This is a genomic window from Arthrobacter sp. 01T425, assembly GCF_056398725.1.
In genome coordinates, this window is record NZ_JBFTPY010000003.1 from 262,792 (window position 1) to 280,036 (window position 17,245).

Below are 17,245 nucleotides of genomic sequence, written 5' to 3' on the forward strand. Positions count from 1 at the left end.
CTGTAGCCTTAACCTGGCTACCGTCCAACACTGCCAACCGGAGGGAGAATGCCATGGCCGCAGCTTTCATGGGCCATGCCGCAACCGCCCTTCGCCGCGGATTCCTGCTAGTGGGCCTGCTGGCGGTCATGGCTGGATTCCTCGGGATGCACATCATGACCGGAATGCATGGCGCTCATGCCATGACCGCGGTGACATCCTCCGCGGAAACCGCGGGGTCGTCTTCCCGGCCGGAGACCAACCTCGCACCTCATCCGGCCGCCCATGCCCTGCAAGAGCGCACCATGGGCCATGACTCCGTGGCTCCGCGCCCTGCGACCCCAGCCGGTCCCGACCTGACGGCCGACAGCCGGGCCGCTGCCCCAGCGGCTTCGTGCGTATGCCAATCGAACTGCGCCGACGCTGCGTCAATGCACTCGGTCTGTGTGCCCTCGGCGGCAATGACGTCCCTGGCCGCGCCCCCGCCTGGCACGGCACCGGCCTCAATGCACAACCCGGACACGCACGCCGACGCCGCCGTCTGGGCCTACTGCTATCTCCCCGCAAGTCCTTCACCGGGCGATCTGTCCATCAGCCGGACGTAAGACGGGATCGCGCCGTGTCGTGCCCGGCGTCCCTACTTACCCGACACGCTCCATCCCGTTCTTCCAGCGGCGCGGGCGTGTCATCCGCAGGCGTGCCACGACGCCGATTGATGATTGAAGGACTTGACCCCATGAAGAAAACCCTGACCATTTCTGCCACAATTTCTGCCTTCGGCATTTCCGCCGCCATCGCCCTTGCCGGCTGCGCCGGCACCTCCGGAAGCACACCCACTAACACCATGCCGGGCATGGTCAGCGGCGGCATGGGCATGGCATCCAGCTCAGCCCCCGCAACCGCAGGCCACAACGCGGCAGACACCATGTTCACCCAAGGGATGATTCCGCACCACGCCCAGGCCGTGGAAATGAGCGACATGATGCTCAGGAAACAGGGCATGGACGCGCGGATCACCGCACTCGCCACCAAGATCAAGGCCGCACAGGCACCCGAAATCGCGCAGATGACGGGCTGGCTCAAGACCTGGAACGAACCCACCCAGATGGCGTCCGGCCATGGCATGGGCGACGGGATGATGGGCGACGACGACCTCAAGACGCTCGACGCCGCCCAGGGCAACGACGCGGCCAAGCTGTTCCTGGCCCAGATGATCGCCCACCACGAGGGCGCGGTGATGATGGCCAAGACTGAAAGCAGCCAAGGCAAGAACTCGGACGCCATCAGCCTCAGCAAGGCAATCGTGACCGCCCAGGAAGCTGAAATCCAGGAGATGAAGGACCTGCTGGCCAGCCTCTAGCAGCGTCCCGGCCCCGGTCCGTCTTCGGACCGGGGCCGTCAACTGGGCGGCCACGGCCGACGTCGTCAAAGCATCGGCCGACGGCGGTGCTGCTTTGGCCTCGTACCTGGGTGCCGCACCGGCTGCAGCGACGGGTCGGGATGCCCGGCGGAACAAATGCACCTACACTGCTGGAATGCCTATCATTCCGGATTCCAAGGACTGGACTTGGGTCCTGTCGCGGCCCTGCCCCGAGTGCGGTTTCGATGCCTCCGCCGCGACCCCGGCCACGGCGCCGGGGATCGTCATCAGCATGCTCCCGCGGTGGCGTGCAGCCCTCCGACGTCCGGACGCGACGGAACGGCCCAACGAGGCAGCGTGGTCCGTCCTCGAGTATGGCTGCCACGTCCGGGACGTCTTCACGCTTTTCGATCACCGCCTGTCCCTCATGTTGTCCGAGGACGATGCCCGGTTCGATGACTGGGACCAGGACAAGACGGCAATCGAGCAGGACTACGCCAACGCCGATCCAGCCCAGGTCGGCGTCGAGTTGACGGCCGAGGGCGAGCAGATTGCAGCGTCCTTCGCACGGGTAACGGAGGAGGATTGGGTCCGCTTGGGGACCCGGAGCAACGGCTCAGTGTTCACTGTCCTGACCTTCGCGCAGTATTTCCTGCACGACGTCGTCCACCATCTCCACGACGTGGACGGCTAACGCGAAGAACCAGCGCGCGGACGGCCGGCGGGCAGGCGCAGGTCTGCGGTTCCCCGAGGCGGCCCCTACGGCGCTGCCGGCTGAAGCTCCTTGTCCCACGCCATGCTCCGGTTGACGGCCACATAGCCCATCTTGATGTAGAGCGCGAGGGCCCCGGTCGGGTTCTCCGAGTCGACATCCAGCGAGGCCACGTCCATGCCCGCGGCCGCGAAGCGGCGCATGGCATCGGCCAAAAGCACCTGCGCGATGCCCCGGCCACGGTACTCCCGCCGGACGCCGAGGAGCTCCGTGTAGCCTTCGCGGAAGCCGCGGGTCAGGGCGGCCCCGACGTCGTGGGTGGCCAACTGGTACCCGGCCACCGTGCCGGTAGAACGGTCCAGCACGACGCCGCTCAGGTCCGGCCGGGCCTGCGGATCATTCACCACAAAGCCCCAACCCTCCTGGTCGCGGGGCTCGCTGCCCCAGTGGTCCCGGAATGCCGCGTTGTGCGCCAGCCGCACCGGTTCATGCAACTCCGGACCAAAAGTGACGAGCTCCAGTCTGGGGTCCAGGGAGGATTCAGGCACAGCCTGGTTCAGTGGCCGGTGCATCTCGTTGTAATAGCGGACAACGCCGTAGCCGGAACCGGCAAACAAGGTGGCCTGGTGCTGGTGCTGCTGTTCGGTATGGAGCCGTAGTCTCGGGCGCGGGACGTCCCCGTTCCCCCCGTCCTCGGCAAAGCGGTCCCTGGTCCGCTGTTCCATCCAGCCCAGCAGCGAGGTGCCGATCCCGCTCCCCTGCCACTCGGGGTCAACGCAGCCGGAGCCGTTCGCCTTGTCACCGTCGCGGTTCTTGGTGATCCGGCCGTAAGCCCGGGCAACGCCCTCCGGATCGAAGCCGATGATGGTGTTTGCCGTTGCCGGGTTATTTTTCGACTCCAGGATCTGTTCCAGATCCGCCTGGCGTTCGAACCAGACGGGTTGCTCGACGGCGGCCGTGCGGGCAATCAGCCCGGCCCACGCGTCGAGGTAGCGGCGCTCCGCCGGCCGCCAGGACAGCCGGGGATCGAGCGCGGGCCGGGGGTGGAGCTCGCCGTTGCGGTTCATGGCAACAGGCTAATAGGCGGGTTACCCGCGCGCCAGCACGGCCGCCGCCGCTGGACCCTCCCCCGCGGCGCCCACGGCGGCAGCCGCGGCTGCGGCGTCCAGGTCCAGCCTGGTGTCCGCGGCGTCGATATCGTCCGGGTTGTGGGTGACCAGGACAACGGTCCGGTCGCGCAGCCCGTCGCGCAATTCGGCGAGCATGAGCCTGCCTGACTCCGCATCGAGGTGCGCCGTCGGTTCATCGAGCAGGATGACGTCGGCCCCGGTCATGAGCGTGCGCGCAACGGCCAGGCGCGTACGCTCTCCGCCGCTGAGGAAGGCCCCGCCCGGGCCGATCCGGGTGTCCAGGCCGTCCTCGAGCCGGGCCAGCATCGGGCCGAGTCCGACGGCGTCGAGGGAAGCCCGCATCTGCTCGTCCCCGTTGGCCACCACGGCGCCGCCGGGTCCTCGCTGCGCACTGTCCGTCCTGGCGGGAGCTGGCTCCGGCCGCGCCAGGAGAAGGTTGCCGCGGATGGTCGAATCGAACAGGTGTGCCTCCTGCGGGCACCAGGCGGCGCGTCCGCTCAGGTACAGGTGGCCGCCGGCCGCCGGCAGGAACCCCAGGACCGTGGCCAGCAGGGTCGATTTGCCGGAGCCGGAGGCGCCGGTGACGGCCAGCCAGCGGCCGGGGCCGGCCTCGGCCGTGAGTCCGCTGAAGACATTTCCGCCGCCAGGCCACGCGGCAGCGAGGTCCACGAGTTCAATCCCTGGCCGGCCGCCGGGCCGCGAAGCCACGGGTACCAGTCCGCCCGTTGCGGCGCCGCCGTCCGCGTCACTGTCCGCCCCGGCCTCCAGGACTCCTGCCGCGCCGATCCGCCGCATCACGGCGCGCAGCGCGGGATACTGCCGCACGGCCGTGGTGATGGCCGCGTAAGGGTCCACCAAGGCCAGCTGCACGAGGACGACGACGGCAACAGTCTCCGGTTTGACCGCGCCGCTCAGGGCGAGCGGGGCGGCCAGCACTGCGCTGGCCAGGGCGGCCCCGGCACAGGCCAGGACGGTCAGGGCCTGGCCGAGACCCTCCGCCCATGCCGACCGTTGTGAGGCTGCCGTCGCGGCCCGGTCCGCCCGGCCAATCGCATTGAGCACGGGGGCGCTGACGCCGTTCGCGTGCAGTTCCGCGCGGGCGTCCAGGGCTGCGGCAACGTGACGGAGCACGCCGGAACGGAGGCTTTGTTCGGTGCCGGCAGACATGCGGTCGGCGGCCAACGCCAGGGCGGGGGCAACGACGATGCTCAGCAGCGCTGCCGCGGCCACGGCAGGCAGCGCATCGGGAAGCAGCAGTCCGATCCCGGCCACTGCGGCCGCGGCGACAGCGACGGCGGTCACGGGCGGCAGCACGACGCGGGGCAAAAGCTCGCGGACCGTGTCGACGTCGTCCACCACCGTGCCGAGTACGTTGCCGCCCTGCAGGAGCCGGCGCAGGGACAGCGCCCGGCGGCTCAGCGACTCCCAGAGCCGGCCCCGGAGCCGGGTCAAGGCGGCGAACACGGCATCGTGCAGCAGCAACCGCTCGGAGTACCGCAGGCACGCCCGGCCGACGCCGAAAAACCTCACGCCGACGATCGCGGTGAGCAGGTACAGGATGGGCGGCTGTTCACTGGCCCGGATGATGAGCCAGCCGGACAGCCCCGCGAGGGCGACGGCGAACAGGGCCGCCAACGTGCCTACGGCTCCGGCGGCGGCGAACCGGCCCTTGACCGGGGCCAGCAGGCGACGCAGCTGGGCAGGGACCGAACCGGACGGGCCCGCCGCGCCGGAGCCGGAGCAGGATCCGGATCCGATTGAGCTGACCGAACCGGCGGCCGCGGCAGGAGCGGTGCAGGTTTCGGGGCGGCCCGGGGCCGGGCCCGTATCCGCGGTCGGGGTTGGGTCCGGGCTGTGGCTTTGGCCCGGCGCCGCGGCGTCCACGAGGAAGGGCGCCCGGGTGGCCGCCGCCTGCACGCCCGGCTCTCCCCCGGCGGATGCCGGCAGTGGCGGGACAAGGGCCGGAAGTTCACCGCCGTGGCGGCCGCCGGCGCCCGGCGTAACCGCGACGAGAGTGTCGGCAAGGTCCCGTGTGTGCCGGTCGTGCGCAACGAGCAGCACGGTGACCTTTCCCCGGAGCCCGGCGAGGGCCCGATTGACCAGTGTGGCCGATCCCCGGTCCAGATGGGCGGTGGGTTCATCCAGGAGCAGTACGCGGGCGCCGGCCTCGATCCTCGCCAGCCCGCGGGCCAGAGCAACCCGCCTCAGCTCCCCCGGGCTCAGCTCGGCCGGGTGCTTGGCCGCCAGGTGCCCCGCGCCCACGGCTGCCAGGCACCGCTGCGCTGCCGCATCGGCTTCCGCGCCCGCCTCGGTGCCGGCCGCGGCGGCGTCGGCTTCATCGTCGGGAACGCCCAGATACAGGCGGATCTCGTCCAGCACCGTGGAAGCCAACATGACGGGATGCTGTGGCACCCAGGCGAGATCCGCCGTCGTGAATCCTCCGAGGCGTCCGGACACGGCGGTCCCTGCATCCGTCCCGATGGTCCCGGCGAGGACTCCGAGCACGGTGCTCTTGCCGGCGCCGCTGGCACCGTCGAGTGCCGTGATCTGGCCGGCGGCGGCGGTGAAGCTCAACGGTCCGACGGCGGCGTCCGTGCGTCCGCCGAAGCGGACGGTCAGTCCGTCCACGGTGACGGCGGGCGGGCCGGCAGCAGGACCGGAGGCCGGCGTCGGATCCAGGGGCGCAGCTCCGGGGTCCGCGAGGACCGCTGTGGTTTCGGCGAGCGCTGCCCGGCCGTCGTCGCTGGCGTGGTGTGCGGTGCCGAGCTCCCGGAGCGGAAGGTAGCAGTCGGGAGCGAGGATGAGCGCAAGCAGCCCTGCCTCAAGCGCCATGTCGCCGTGGACCAGGCGGACGCCGATGAACACGGCGACGACCGCCACGGAAATCGTCGAGATGAGCTCGAGGGCCAGGGCGGAAAGGAAGGCCGTGCGCAAAGTCCCCATGGTCCGGGAACGATATTCCTCGGACATGTCCTCCAGCGCCTGGCGCTGGGCGGAGGCCCGGCCCAGGCCCACGAGGACGGGCAGGCCTTTGGCGAGCTCGAGCATGTGCCCGGAGAGCCGTGCCAGCGCGGACTGGGCGTCCCTGACACGTTCCTCGGTGTACCGCCCGATCAGGATCATGAACAGCGGCACCAGCGGCACCGTCAGCACGATCACCACGGCGCTGACCCAGTCGGCGAACAGGATGCGGGCGCCCAGCAGCAGCGGAATGGCCGCGCAGTTCACCAGCGCGGGCAGGAACTGGGTGTAGTAGCTATCCAGGGCGTCCAGCCCCCGGGTGGCCAGCACGGCGAGGCCGCCGTCGGCGGGCCCGGCAGACCGCGTGCCGTTCCTGAGCGCCTGCTCCAGCAGTTGGGAGCGCAGCTCCTCCTTCACTCCGAGCGCCGCCCGGCGTGAGGCCACGGACTGGCCCCATACCGTCAGTGAGCGCAGCACCGCCCCCGCGGCGCCCAGAACCAGCTGGTCTGCCCAGGCGGGGTCATGAGCGGCGAGCCCGGCGAGCATCGATGCCACAGCCTGCGCCATGAGCACGAGCGAGAGGGCTTTCAGGGCGGCAAGCAGTCCCAGCAGGTAGAGGGCGGAACGGGTCGAGGGGCCGGCGGGGAACGGTCTCATCTGGGAAGTTAGTCCTTCGGTGCCAGCGCTTTGGCGGCGATCGCGGGAAGGAAGCTGTGCGCCTCCGGGATATGCGCTGCGCTCACCCGGCGCCGGAACACCCAGTACGTCCAGGCCTGGTACGCCAGGACCAGCGGCAGCCCGATGCAGGCCACGATGCTCATCAGGCCCAGGGTGTAGTCCGAGGACGAGGCGTTGGAGACGGTGAGATTGAACGCGGGATCCAGCGTGGACGGAAGGACCACGGGGAAGGCGGCACCGAAGATGGAGGCGCTGCCGAGCAGGAGGAATGCACCCAGCGACATGAAGGCACGGCCTTCGGCACCCTTGCGGGCGAAATTCCACGCCAGGACTGCGGCGGCGACGGCGCCGACCACGGCGGCGATGGTCCACGCCTCGCCGCTGAGGAGCTGGAGGCTCACCGCCCAGCCGGCCATGGGCAGCAGCAGCACGGGCAGCAGCCGGACGAACCAGGCCCGCGCCCGGTGGCGTACCTCGCCGTCGGTCTTCAGGGCCAGGAACCCGAGACCGTGCAGGAGGGAAAATCCGACGACGGCGAGCCCGCCGAGCACGGCGTAGCCGCTGAACCAGGCAAACGGGCCGCCCTCTCGGTCGCCGTTGGCGTTCAGCGGCAGTCCCGTGGTGGTCAGGGCCAGTGCGGCGCCGACGCCGAAGGCCGCGACGAACGACCCTGCCGAGATGGCCCAGTCCCAGCGGGCGCGCCACCGGGGGTTGTCCACCTTGCCGCGGTATTCGAAGGCGACCGCCCGGAAAATGAGCGCCACGAGGACCAGCAGGAGTGGCAGGTACAGGGCGGAGAACAGCGAGGCGTACCAGAGCGGAAACGCCGCGAAGGTGGCGCCGCCGGCGGTCAGGAGCCAGACTTCGTTGCCGTCCCAGACCGGGCCGATCGTGTTGATCAGGACGCGGCGTTCCGTGTTGTTCCGGGCGAATCCCTTCATCAGCATGCCGACGCCGAGGTCGAAGCCCTCGAGGAAGAGATAGCCCGTCCACAGCACCGCGATGGCAACGAACCAGATGGTGGGTAGCAGTTCCATGCTGAGAATCCTCTGCGTATTTTTCGTGTGGGTTGCTGGGTGGTGGGTTGCCGGGCGGGCGCCTAGTAGGCGAACGCCAGGACGTCGTCGTCGGGTTTGCCGGGACCGCCCCGGGGGGTGGTGTCCTCGTTTTCGTCAACGGGAGCGTGGGCAAGTTCCGGCATGGCCGAGGCCACGCCGCCGCGGATGTACTTGACCAGGAGCTTGACCTCCACCACCAGCAGCACAGCATAGATGGAGGTCAGGACCACAAGGGAGGTCAGGATCTCTCCGGCCGAAACACCCGGTGAGACGGCCGCGGCGGTGAACATGAAGACCTGGTCGATGCCGCTGGGGTCCGGGTTGGGAGCGACGACGAACGGCTGGCGGCCCATCTCGGTAAAGATCCAGCCCGCCGCGTTGGCACCAAACGGTGCGAGAATCCCGAACACCGCCAGGCGCATGAGGCCGCGGGAGGCCGGCACGGTTCCCTTGCGGGTGGCCCACAGTGCCAGGAGGGCGGCGAGGGCGGCCACGCCGCCGAAGCCGATCATCATCCGGAAGCCCCAGTAGGTGACTTCCATGACGGGCACGTACTGGATTTGCTGTCCGGCGCGGTCCCCGTAGATGGGGTTGTCCGGCAGGGTGGTGCCGTACTTGGCCTGGTACTCGCCCAGCAGGCTGTTGACGCCCTTGACCTCCGTGGTGAAGTCGCCCTTGGCCAGGAAGGACAGGATGCCGGGGACCTCGATCACGGCCACGATGTCATCGCAGTTCTTGGCGCCGAGGTTGCCGACGCTGAGGACCGAGAAGCCGGTGCCATCATGGCAGGCAGCCTCGGCGGCGGCCATCTTCATGGGCTGCTGCTCGAACATGAGCTTGCCCTGAAGATCTCCGGTGACGGCGGTGCCCGCGAAGGAAATCATGGCGACGACGGCGCCGATCCTCAGCGAGCGGATCCAGACGGTGTGGTCACTGCGGTCCCGGCCGAGGATGCCGGCGGCTTCGCCGGGGATCACCTTGCCGTCGCCCCCGATGGTGTCGATGCCGTCGTGGCGGCGGCGCCACAGGTGGTACCAGGCAATGCCGAGCAGGAACCCGCCGGCGACGGCGAGGGCGCCGAAGAGAGTGTGGGGCACGGCCACCAGGGCCGTGTTGTTGGTGAAGACGGCCCACGCGTCGGTCATGACGGGCCGGCCGTTGACCATTTCGACGCCGACGGGGTGTTGCATCCAGCTGTTGGCCACGATGATGAAGTAGGCCGAGAAGACGGAACCAATGACGGCGATCCAGAGGCAGGCCAGGTGGACGGCGGGCTTGAGCTGTTTCCAGCCGAAGATCCACAGGCCCAGGAAGGTTGACTCGACGAAGAACGCCAACAGCGCTTCCAGGGCCAGCGGGGCGCCAAAGACGTCACCGACAAAGCGGCTGTACTCGCTCCAGGCCATGCCGAACTGGAACTCCTGCACGATGCCGGTGGCCACGCCCATGATGAAGTTGATCAGGAAGAGCTTGCCCCAGAACTTGGTCATGCGCAGATATTCCGGCTTGCCGGTGCGGTACCAGAGCGTCTGGATCACAGCCACCACCAGCCCGAGGCCGATCGTGAGCGGCACCATCATGAAGTGGTAGACCGTGGTGATTCCGAATTGCCAGCGTGCGATTTCCAAGGCGTCCAAGGCAGTCCCTACTTTTGGCTAGGTCCGAGCAACTTCTACGTGGCGTAGAAGTAATTCTTCTACAGAGTGTAGAACACATCGTCGCTTCCCCGTAACTCAGACTCCCACGGCACGTCACGGCCTGCAATGGAACAAAGACCCTCTCCCGCCGCCGCGGGCCGGCGGGGCGACACGCCGGGCGGCCGTGTTCTACTTCATGTAGAAAGAATGCGCAAAACGCGGTAAATTTGTAAACGAAGTATTCACACACACCGCCCCGGCAGGCACCAGCAGTTTCCCAGCATGACGCCGGCGCGGCAGGCATAGAAGGATGTACGCAATGGCAAGTCTCGGTGAACTGGAACGGGCAGTGATGGACCTGCTCTGGGCAGGCCAAGAAGCTGCGACAGCCAACACGCTGCGGGACCTCCTCGCACAAAGCACCCAGCCCCAGGACGGCAGCGCCGGACACGTGGGCAAAGACCTCGCGGTCACCACGGTGCTGACCGTACTCTCGCGCCTTGAGCGGAAGGGTCTGGTGGAACGCGAACGCGGTACCCGCCCGCACCGCTACCAGGCCGTCTCGAGCCGTGCGGACCACACCGCGGAACTCATGCACGAGGTCCTCGGCTCCGCTCCGGACCGCGAAGCCGTCCTGGCCCGGTTCATTGGTTCCGTCACGGATAACGAGGCAGAAACCCTGCGCAAGCTTTTGGGCCGCAGCTAGCGCCCGATGTTCTGGACCTCATATTTTCTGGCGGTCCTGGCGATAGCATTGGCGTGGCCGGTGCCTGTCCTCCTCTCCCGTGCCCAGTGGCCGGCCCGCTCCCCCTTCACGGCGATGCTGTTGTGGCAGGCGATCGCGCTGGCCGGTGGCCTGTCCATGATCGGCGCCATGCTGGTTTACGGGCTCGAGCCGGTCGGGGACAACCTGCTCTCCGGCCTGCGGGCGCTGGCTGGCATGGTCTTCCACAATGCCCCCACCACGGAACTGGGTTTCTGGCACATCTTTGCGCTCTCGGCCGCGGCCCTGCTGACGGCGCACCTGGTATTTACCCTGCTGCTGACCTACTACAAGATCCAGCGCCAGCGCCGCCGCCACCGCGAGCTGCTGGACCTCCTGGCGTCTCCGTCCTCCGACGGCCCGGGGACGATGGTCCTGAACGTGGACTCGCCGGTGGCGTACTGCCTGCCCGGCGGCGCACGGTCCGTGACGGTTCTCTCCGACGGCCTCATGGCCGCCCTGGAGCCCGATGAGTTGCGTGCCGTGCTAATTCACGAGAACGCCCACCTGAGCCAGCGCCACCACCTCCTGCTGTGGGCCTTCGCCGCGTGGCGCCAGGCGCTGCCGTGGCTGCCCACCACCCGGCTGGCGCAGGAGTCGGTCAACTCCCTGATCGAGATGCTGGCCGACGACGTCGCGCTCAAGACGGAGAGCAAGGCGACCCTGATCAGGGCGATTGCCATTGTGGCCAGCGGGTCCCCGGCCACCCCCGCGGTGCGCCTGGCGTTCGGCGAGCCCGGCGTGGCCGACGGCGACCCCAGCCAGCCCGGCGCCACCGGAGGCAGCGGCTCGGCGGGCACGACGGCGTCACGCGTCAGCCGCCTGCTCTCGCCGCAGCCGCCGTTGTCGGAACCGCTGCGCGCCGCTGTCCTGGCCTGCTGTGTGCTGCTCCTGGCAGTGCCGACGGCCCTGCTGCTGGTCCCCGGCCTGCTCGGCTAAGTCCGGCCCCCTGCCAGTCTTATCATCCGGCCCCCACGCCGGACCGCCCCGCCACAGGAGCGGCGGAGCGGCCGGTTTCGCGCCAGGATAGCCATCTGCGCCGCTATTTCAGCAGCTTGCTGGCCTTGAATTGGAGGTCGACGTTGCCGGACCCGTTGCCCTTGGACGTTCCATTGATCGCCGATGTGGTCATGGCGAAGGTCAGTGTCGAATGGGCGATCGCGTCGGCCATTTGCTCCAGCACAGTGGTGTTGACGTTGGCGAGAGTGTCGCAAGCCTGGTGGTAGCAGGCGTCATGAGCCACGTTCGGTGTCCCGCCGAACACTGCCGCTTCCGCCGCCGTCTTAAGGTCTTCCGCGCCGGTGAACAGGCCACCCGCCGGAATCCCGTTGTTGATGAATCCGGAGTAGTCCGAGCGCCCGTCGAACTGGGTCGGCGCAGTAGGCAGGTTCTGGGACTTGAAGTAGTCCAGGAAGACCTTCTCTACGAGCCCGGAGCCATTGGGGCCCATCGTGCCGAAGGAGGAGCCGTCGCCGTCGTAGACGAACCGCACAAAGTTCGGCGAGCCGACCATGTCGAAGTTGAGGTTGACCGCGTGCGCCTTGATCTGGCTCGCCGTCAGCTGGGATGTGTAGAAGTCGGAGCCGACAAGTCCGGGCTCCTCCCCTCCCCAGAAGGCGAAGCGGACCCTGTTCACGGGGGTCTGGCCCGACGCCTTCAGCTGGATCGCCGTCTCGAGGATGGAGGCTGTCCCGGTGCCGTTGTCGTTGATGCCCGGCCCTTCCGGCACGGAATCCAGGTGAGCCCCCACCAGGACGGTGCGGTCCGCGCGTCCGCCGGTGTCGGCCAGGATGTTGAACGAGGTCAGCTTGGTGACGGTGGAGTTCACGGCGAGGTGCATGCTGACGCCGTTCAGCCCGGCGAGTTCGGCGCCGGTGGCGAAGCTGGTGCTGACCACCGGGATACCTGCCTGAGGCGCGTCCAGCGTGCCGCCGAAGAGGGCAAAGCGCTCGTCCGCCGGGTCCGCATTGCCCTGGTTGAAGATGATGACGCCGGCCGCCCCGGCCGCGGCGGCGTTGTCCGCCTTGATCCGGAAGGTGCAGGTGCCGCGCTGGATCAGGGCGATGTTGCCCGCCGTGAACCCGCCGAAGTCGGCTGCCTCGCAGCCGCTGGTGGAGGCCCGGTCGCCGGCCAGGTTGATGTCGACGGCGCTCAGCGGGGCCGTGACGTTGCCGGAACCGGAATAGTTCATATCGAGGAAGCCGTCCGGGGCGTCATAGGCGTAGGTCCGCGGGGATGGCGAGAGGCGCTCCATCGACGCCGAGACGGTGTCGTAGCGCTCGTAGGGGAAGGTTTGGCGGACCGGGGTGTAGCCGGCGGCCCACAACTTGCGCTCGATGTACCGGGCGGAGGCTTCGTATCCCGGAGTGCTGGCAGCCCGCGTGCCACCGTTGGCGTCCGCGACGGCCTGGAGGGCCGCGAGGTGTTTCATGATGTTTGTTGCCGACACGGCAGCGCGCAGGGGTGCCGTGTTTGTTCCGTTGTCAGCGAGTGCGGGCGGCGCAAGGCTGGCCGCCAGTCCGATCGAGGCGGCGATGGCCGCACGGCGGATATTCCGGCGTTGCTTCATAGGGTTCTCCTGGATTCGGCTGCGGAATCCAATCCGGGCGTCCTTGCCCGCAAGGGTGAGATGAAGCTATCGGAAGCACCTTGGGCAAAGGTTCAGAGAACCAGACGCCGGCGAAGCAGCCGCGACGGCACAGATATCCGTCGCCGGGCCCGTCCCCGCCGACGGAACGTCAGGCGTCGATGCGCTCCCGGTCCAGATTGGCGGCGCCTGCAATGATGAAGTCCTTGCGCGGCGCCACGTCCGAGCCCATGAGGAGGTCGAAAGTCTCTTCGGCCTGTTTGGCGTTCTCGATCCCGACCTTGCGGAGCGTCCGGTGCCGCGGGTCCATGGTGGTTTCGGCCAGCTGCTCGGCATCCATTTCGCCCAGCCCCTTGTACCGCTGGATGGGCTCCTTGTAGCGCTTGCCCTCCTTGGCGAGCCGCGCCAGCAGGACATGGAGCTCAGCCTCGGAGTAGGTGTAGATCATCTCGTTGGCCTTCTGGCCGGCGTTGACGACCTCCACCCGGTGCAGCGGCGGGACGGCGGCGAAGACGCGCCCCTCGTCGATCATCGGACGCATGTAGCGGAAGAAGAGCGTCAGGAGCAGGGTCCGGATGTGGGCGCCGTCGACGTCGGCGTCGGTCATCAGGATCACTTTGCCGTACCGGGCGGCGCTGATGTCGAACGTGCGGCCGGAACCGGCCCCCACCACCTGGATCAGGGCAGCGCACTCGGCGTTGGAGAGCATGTCCCCCACCGAGGCTTTCTGGACGTTGAGGATTTTGCCGCGGATCGGCAGGAGCGCCTGGAAGTCGGAGGACCGCGCCAGCTTGGCGGTGCCGAGCGCGGAGTCACCTTCGACGATGAACAGTTCGGAGCGTCCGACGTCGTCGGTACGGCAGTCGGCCAGCTTGGTGGGCATGGAGGAGGTTTCCAGCGCATTCTTGCGGCGCTGGGTTTCCTTGTGGACGCGCGCCGAGATGCGGGACTTCATCTCGCTGACGATCTTTTCCAGCAGCAGCGCGGACTGGGCCTTGTCGTTGCGGTTGGCGGAGGTCAGCTTCGCGGTGATCTCCTGTTCCACCACCTTGGCCACAATGGCCCGGACGGCGGAGGTGCCCAGGATTTCCTTGGTCTGGCCCTCGAACTGCGGTTCGGCCAGCCGGACGGTCAGGACCGCGGTCAGGCCGGCGAAGATGTCGTCCTTTTCGATCTTGTCGTTGCCGGCCTTGAGCTTGCGGGCATTGGTCTCCACGGCCTTGCGGAAGGTCTTGAGCAGGGCCTGCTCGAAGCCGGACTGGTGGGTGCCGCCCTTGGGCGTGGAAATGATGTTGACGAAGGTCCGGACCGTACTGTCGTAGCCGATCCCCCAGCGCAGCGCGACGTCGACCTCACAGTCGCGTTCGACCTCCGCAAGCTGGCTGTGGCCCTTTTCGTCGAGGACGGGGACGGTTTCCTTGAATTTCCCGGCACCGTGGAGGCGCCAGATATCCGTGACGGCGGGGTCGGCGGCGAGGAAGTCGACAAATTCGGAGATGCCGCCGTCGTGGTGGAAGACCTCTTCATGCGGGCCCGATTCTCCGGGCGTGCCGGCAATCCTGCGTTCATCCCGGACCGTGAGCTTCAGTCCGGGGACCAGGAACGAGGTCTGGCGGGCACGCGCGGCGAGGTCATCGTAGGAGAATTTGGCGTCGGGCGTGAATATCTGCCGGTCCGCCCAGTAGCGGATCCGGGTTCCGGTCACGCCGCGCTTGGCCTTGCCCACGACATCGAGCACAGAGCCGTCGATGAAGGGTTCGAACAGGGTCGCGGGGTCCGGCTTGGTGCCCGGATCCTTGAACCGGCCCGGTTCCCCCCGGCGGAAGGACATCTTGTACGTCTTGCCGCCTCGGTCCACTTCGACGTCGAGGCGGGCCGAGAGCGCGTTGACCACCGAGGCGCCCACGCCATGCAAGCCGCCGGAAGCGGTGTAGGAGCCGCCGCCGAACTTTCCGCCGGCGTGCAGTTTGGTGAAGACGACTTCGACGCCGGTCAGCCCGGTTTTCGGTTCGACGTCCACGGGGATGCCGCGGCCGTCGTCGTGGATCTCGACTGAGTTGTCCGCGTGGAGGATGATCTTGATGTCGTGGCCGAAGCCGGCGAGGGCCTCGTCGACGGAGTTGTCGATGATTTCCCAGAGGCAGTGCATGAGGCCGCGGGAGTCCGTGGAGCCGATGTACATGCCCGGGCGCTTACGGACGGCCTCGAGGCCCTCCAGCACGGAGAGGTGCCGGGCGGTGTAATCAGAACTGGGTGCCACGGGTCGTGAACTCCTTAAAGGATCGGGACAGCCACCGCAGCGTGCGCAGGCGGCAGTCACATAATTTGACGCACTTCCTAGGTTAGTCGGACTCCGGGTGATCGACGGTCTGCCACTCCCCGCGGGGGCTCTCCGGCCACCCGCCGTTACTGAGACGTGATACGCGGACAGCGAAAGTAGGCCATCCGTGCCATGGTTTGGCCACGAATGCTGGTTATATAGGTATACCGATCTACTAAGGAGGCCGAACATGACAACAGCAGTTGCGGACCGCACACTGACCGCCGCAGACCGGTGCGATCGTTGCGGAGCACAGGCATATGTCCGAGTTGTTCTCGGTGCCTCCGGCGGTGAGCTTCTTTTCTGCGGCCACCACGCACGCGCCGTAGAACCGACACTCAAGCCGCTCAGTTCAGACTGGCATGATGAGACTGACCGCCTTCACCAGAAGGCCCCGGTTCCGGTCGACTAGACCGCACCGGCTTCAGCCCGCCGCCCTACAGGGTTCCGGGCGACCTGAGACCACTGCATCAGGGCCCCTCCATACCGGAGGGGCCCTGATTCGTTAAGTGCTGTTTCGTCAGGTGCCGGTTCGGTTAAGTGCCGTGCACCCGGCTGCGGCGGCAAAAAGCAATGCGGGGTCCCTTCCTGCCCGTTCCTCCGGTGAGGATGGGCGGGAAGAGACCCCGCATTGCTGAGAACCTTTACCCGGTCTGCGACCAGTGGCGCTTAGTCCAGGTAGTCGCGCAGGACCTGTGAGCGCGACGGGTGCCGCAGCTTGGACATGGTCTTGGATTCGATCTGGCGGATGCGCTCACGTGTCACACCGTAGACCTTGCCGATTTCGTCTAAAGTCTTCGGCTGGCCGTCGGTAAGGCCGAAGCGCATCGCTACCACGCCGGCTTCGCGCTCGGAGAGCGTATCCAGCACCGAGTGCAGCTGTTCCTGCAGCAGGGTGAAGCTCACGGCATCCGCGGGAACCACGGCTTCGGAGTCCTCGATGAGGTCGCCGAATTCGGAGTCGCCGTCCTCGCCAAGCGGGGTGTGCAGCGAGATGGGCTCGCGGCCGTACTTCTGGACCTCCACGACCTTTTCCGGGGTCATGTCGAGTTCGAGGGCCAGCTCCTCCGGGGTGGGTTCGCGGCCGAGGTCCTGCAGCATCTGGCGCTGGACTCGGGCCAGCTTGTTGATGACTTCCACCATGTGCACCGGGATGCGGATGGTGCGGGCCTGGTCAGCCATGGCGCGGGTGATCGCCTGGCGGATCCACCAGGTGGCGTAGGTGGAGAACTTGAAGCCCTTGGTGTAGTCGAATTTCTCCACCGCACGGATCAGGCCCAGGTTGCCTTCCTGGATCAGGTCCAGGAACAGCATGCCGCGCCCGGTGTAGCGCTTGGCCAGCGAGACGACGAGGCGGAGGTTGGCCTCCAGCAGGTGGTTCTTGGCGCGCTTGCCGTCGTGGATGACGAATTCGAGCTCGCGCTTGAGTTTCGGGTCCATGGTGCCGTCGTCGGCTGCGATCTTTTCTTCAGCGAAGAGACCGGCCTCGATCCGCAGGGCCAGGTCTACTTCCTGTTCGGCATTCAGCAGGGCGACCTTGCCGATCTGCTTCAGGTAGTCCTTGACGGGGTCGGCGGTGGCGCCGGCAGACATAACCTGCTGCACCGGAGCGTCGTCGTCGTCGGCGTCGGAGTAGACGAAGCCGGAGCCGGTGGTGGCCGCGGCCTTGCCGGCGACTTCCTCGCCTTCTACTTCGTCGCCGAGCTCGGCGGCGTCGGGCGTGATGTCGTCGAGATCCTCTTCGGCGTCGACGTCATCGTCAGACGTACTGGCAGAGTTGCCGGCGGCTTCTGCCGCGGCTTTCGCGCCGGGCTTGGGCCCGCGCTTCTTGGGCTCAGGCTTGGCGACTCCGGTTACGGTGTCGCCACCCTCTGCGGAAGCGGCGTCCTTGACAGCCTTGTTGGCTGCGCGCGTGGCGGCGCGCTTGGCGTTGGTCGCCGCCTTCTTCTCCTCAGGGGACAATTCGGCCTGGTCGGCGGGTTCCTTCTTCGCGGAAGACGGGGTCACTGAAAACCTTTCTAGCTGCGGTCTGCGGAATCACCATACGGGCAACACCACTA

The 17,245-nt window shown here is 67.7% G+C and carries 12 protein-coding genes; 5 read left to right on the forward strand and 7 right to left on the reverse strand.

Going from position 1 to position 17,245, the window contains the following annotated elements; all coding sequences use genetic code 11:
* Positions 1 to 715: 715 nt before the first annotated feature.
* Complete coding sequence (locus tag AC1DNG_RS06495) at positions 716 to 1,339, forward strand: DUF305 domain-containing protein (RefSeq protein WP_476859814.1); 624 nt, start codon at positions 716 to 718, stop codon at positions 1,337 to 1,339.
* A gap of 175 nt (positions 1,340 to 1,514) precedes the next feature.
* Complete coding sequence (locus AC1DNG_RS06500) at positions 1,515 to 2,033, forward strand: DinB family protein (protein ID WP_476850461.1); 519 nt, start codon at positions 1,515 to 1,517, stop codon at positions 2,031 to 2,033.
* A gap of 65 nt (positions 2,034 to 2,098) precedes the next feature.
* Here AC1DNG_RS06500 and AC1DNG_RS06505 read toward each other — a convergent pair whose 3' ends face one another.
* From AC1DNG_RS06505 to AC1DNG_RS06520, 4 genes are all read right to left on the reverse strand, one after another.
* Positions 2,099 to 3,118 (reverse strand): GNAT family N-acetyltransferase, encoded by a 1,020-nt coding sequence (locus tag AC1DNG_RS06505; RefSeq protein ID WP_476886947.1) that lies wholly within the window; start codon positions 3,116 to 3,118, stop codon positions 2,099 to 2,101.
* Between the two features lie 21 nt (positions 3,119 to 3,139).
* Positions 3,140 to 6,799, reverse strand: coding sequence for a thiol reductant ABC exporter subunit CydD (gene cydD / locus AC1DNG_RS06510; protein ID WP_476886948.1), 3,660 nt, complete (start codon positions 6,797 to 6,799; stop codon positions 3,140 to 3,142).
* An 8-nt stretch (positions 6,800 to 6,807) separates the two neighbouring features.
* Positions 6,808 to 7,857, reverse strand: coding sequence for a cytochrome d ubiquinol oxidase subunit II (gene cydB / locus AC1DNG_RS06515; protein ID WP_230008859.1), 1,050 nt, complete (start codon positions 7,855 to 7,857; stop codon positions 6,808 to 6,810).
* 62 nt (positions 7,858 to 7,919) lie between these two features.
* Positions 7,920 to 9,515, reverse strand: coding sequence for a cytochrome ubiquinol oxidase subunit I (locus AC1DNG_RS06520; RefSeq protein ID WP_476850457.1), 1,596 nt, complete (start codon positions 9,513 to 9,515; stop codon positions 7,920 to 7,922).
* 319 nt (positions 9,516 to 9,834) lie between these two features.
* On the opposite strand from AC1DNG_RS06520, the gene AC1DNG_RS06525 reads away from it, so the two are divergent.
* Positions 9,835 to 10,221, forward strand: coding sequence for a BlaI/MecI/CopY family transcriptional regulator (locus tag AC1DNG_RS06525; RefSeq protein ID WP_018772400.1), 387 nt, complete (start codon positions 9,835 to 9,837; stop codon positions 10,219 to 10,221).
* 6 nt (positions 10,222 to 10,227) lie between these two features.
* Complete coding sequence (locus tag AC1DNG_RS06530) at positions 10,228 to 11,217, forward strand: M56 family metallopeptidase (RefSeq protein ID WP_223917105.1); 990 nt, start codon at positions 10,228 to 10,230, stop codon at positions 11,215 to 11,217.
* Between the two features lie 103 nt (positions 11,218 to 11,320).
* Here the strand turns inward: AC1DNG_RS06530 and AC1DNG_RS06535 are convergent, their stop codons facing one another.
* Positions 11,321 to 12,847 (reverse strand): M20/M25/M40 family metallo-hydrolase, encoded by a 1,527-nt coding sequence (locus tag AC1DNG_RS06535; protein WP_476886949.1) that lies wholly within the window; start codon positions 12,845 to 12,847, stop codon positions 11,321 to 11,323.
* A gap of 169 nt (positions 12,848 to 13,016) precedes the next feature.
* A complete protein-coding gene (locus AC1DNG_RS06540) occupies positions 13,017 to 15,125 on the reverse strand; it encodes a DNA gyrase/topoisomerase IV subunit B (protein WP_018772397.1) in 2,109 nt (702 codons plus the stop codon).
* Between the two features lie 250 nt (positions 15,126 to 15,375).
* Between AC1DNG_RS06540 and AC1DNG_RS06545 the strand changes: the two genes are divergently transcribed.
* A complete protein-coding gene (locus AC1DNG_RS06545) occupies positions 15,376 to 15,597 on the forward strand; it encodes a DUF7455 domain-containing protein (protein ID WP_026266251.1) in 222 nt (73 codons plus the stop codon).
* A 257-nt stretch (positions 15,598 to 15,854) separates the two neighbouring features.
* Here the strand turns inward: AC1DNG_RS06545 and AC1DNG_RS06550 are convergent, their stop codons facing one another.
* On the reverse strand, positions 15,855 to 17,192 hold the full coding sequence (locus AC1DNG_RS06550) for an RNA polymerase sigma factor (protein WP_018772396.1): 1,338 nt from the start codon (positions 17,190 to 17,192) through the stop codon (positions 15,855 to 15,857).
* Positions 17,193 to 17,245 lie beyond the last annotated feature (53 nt).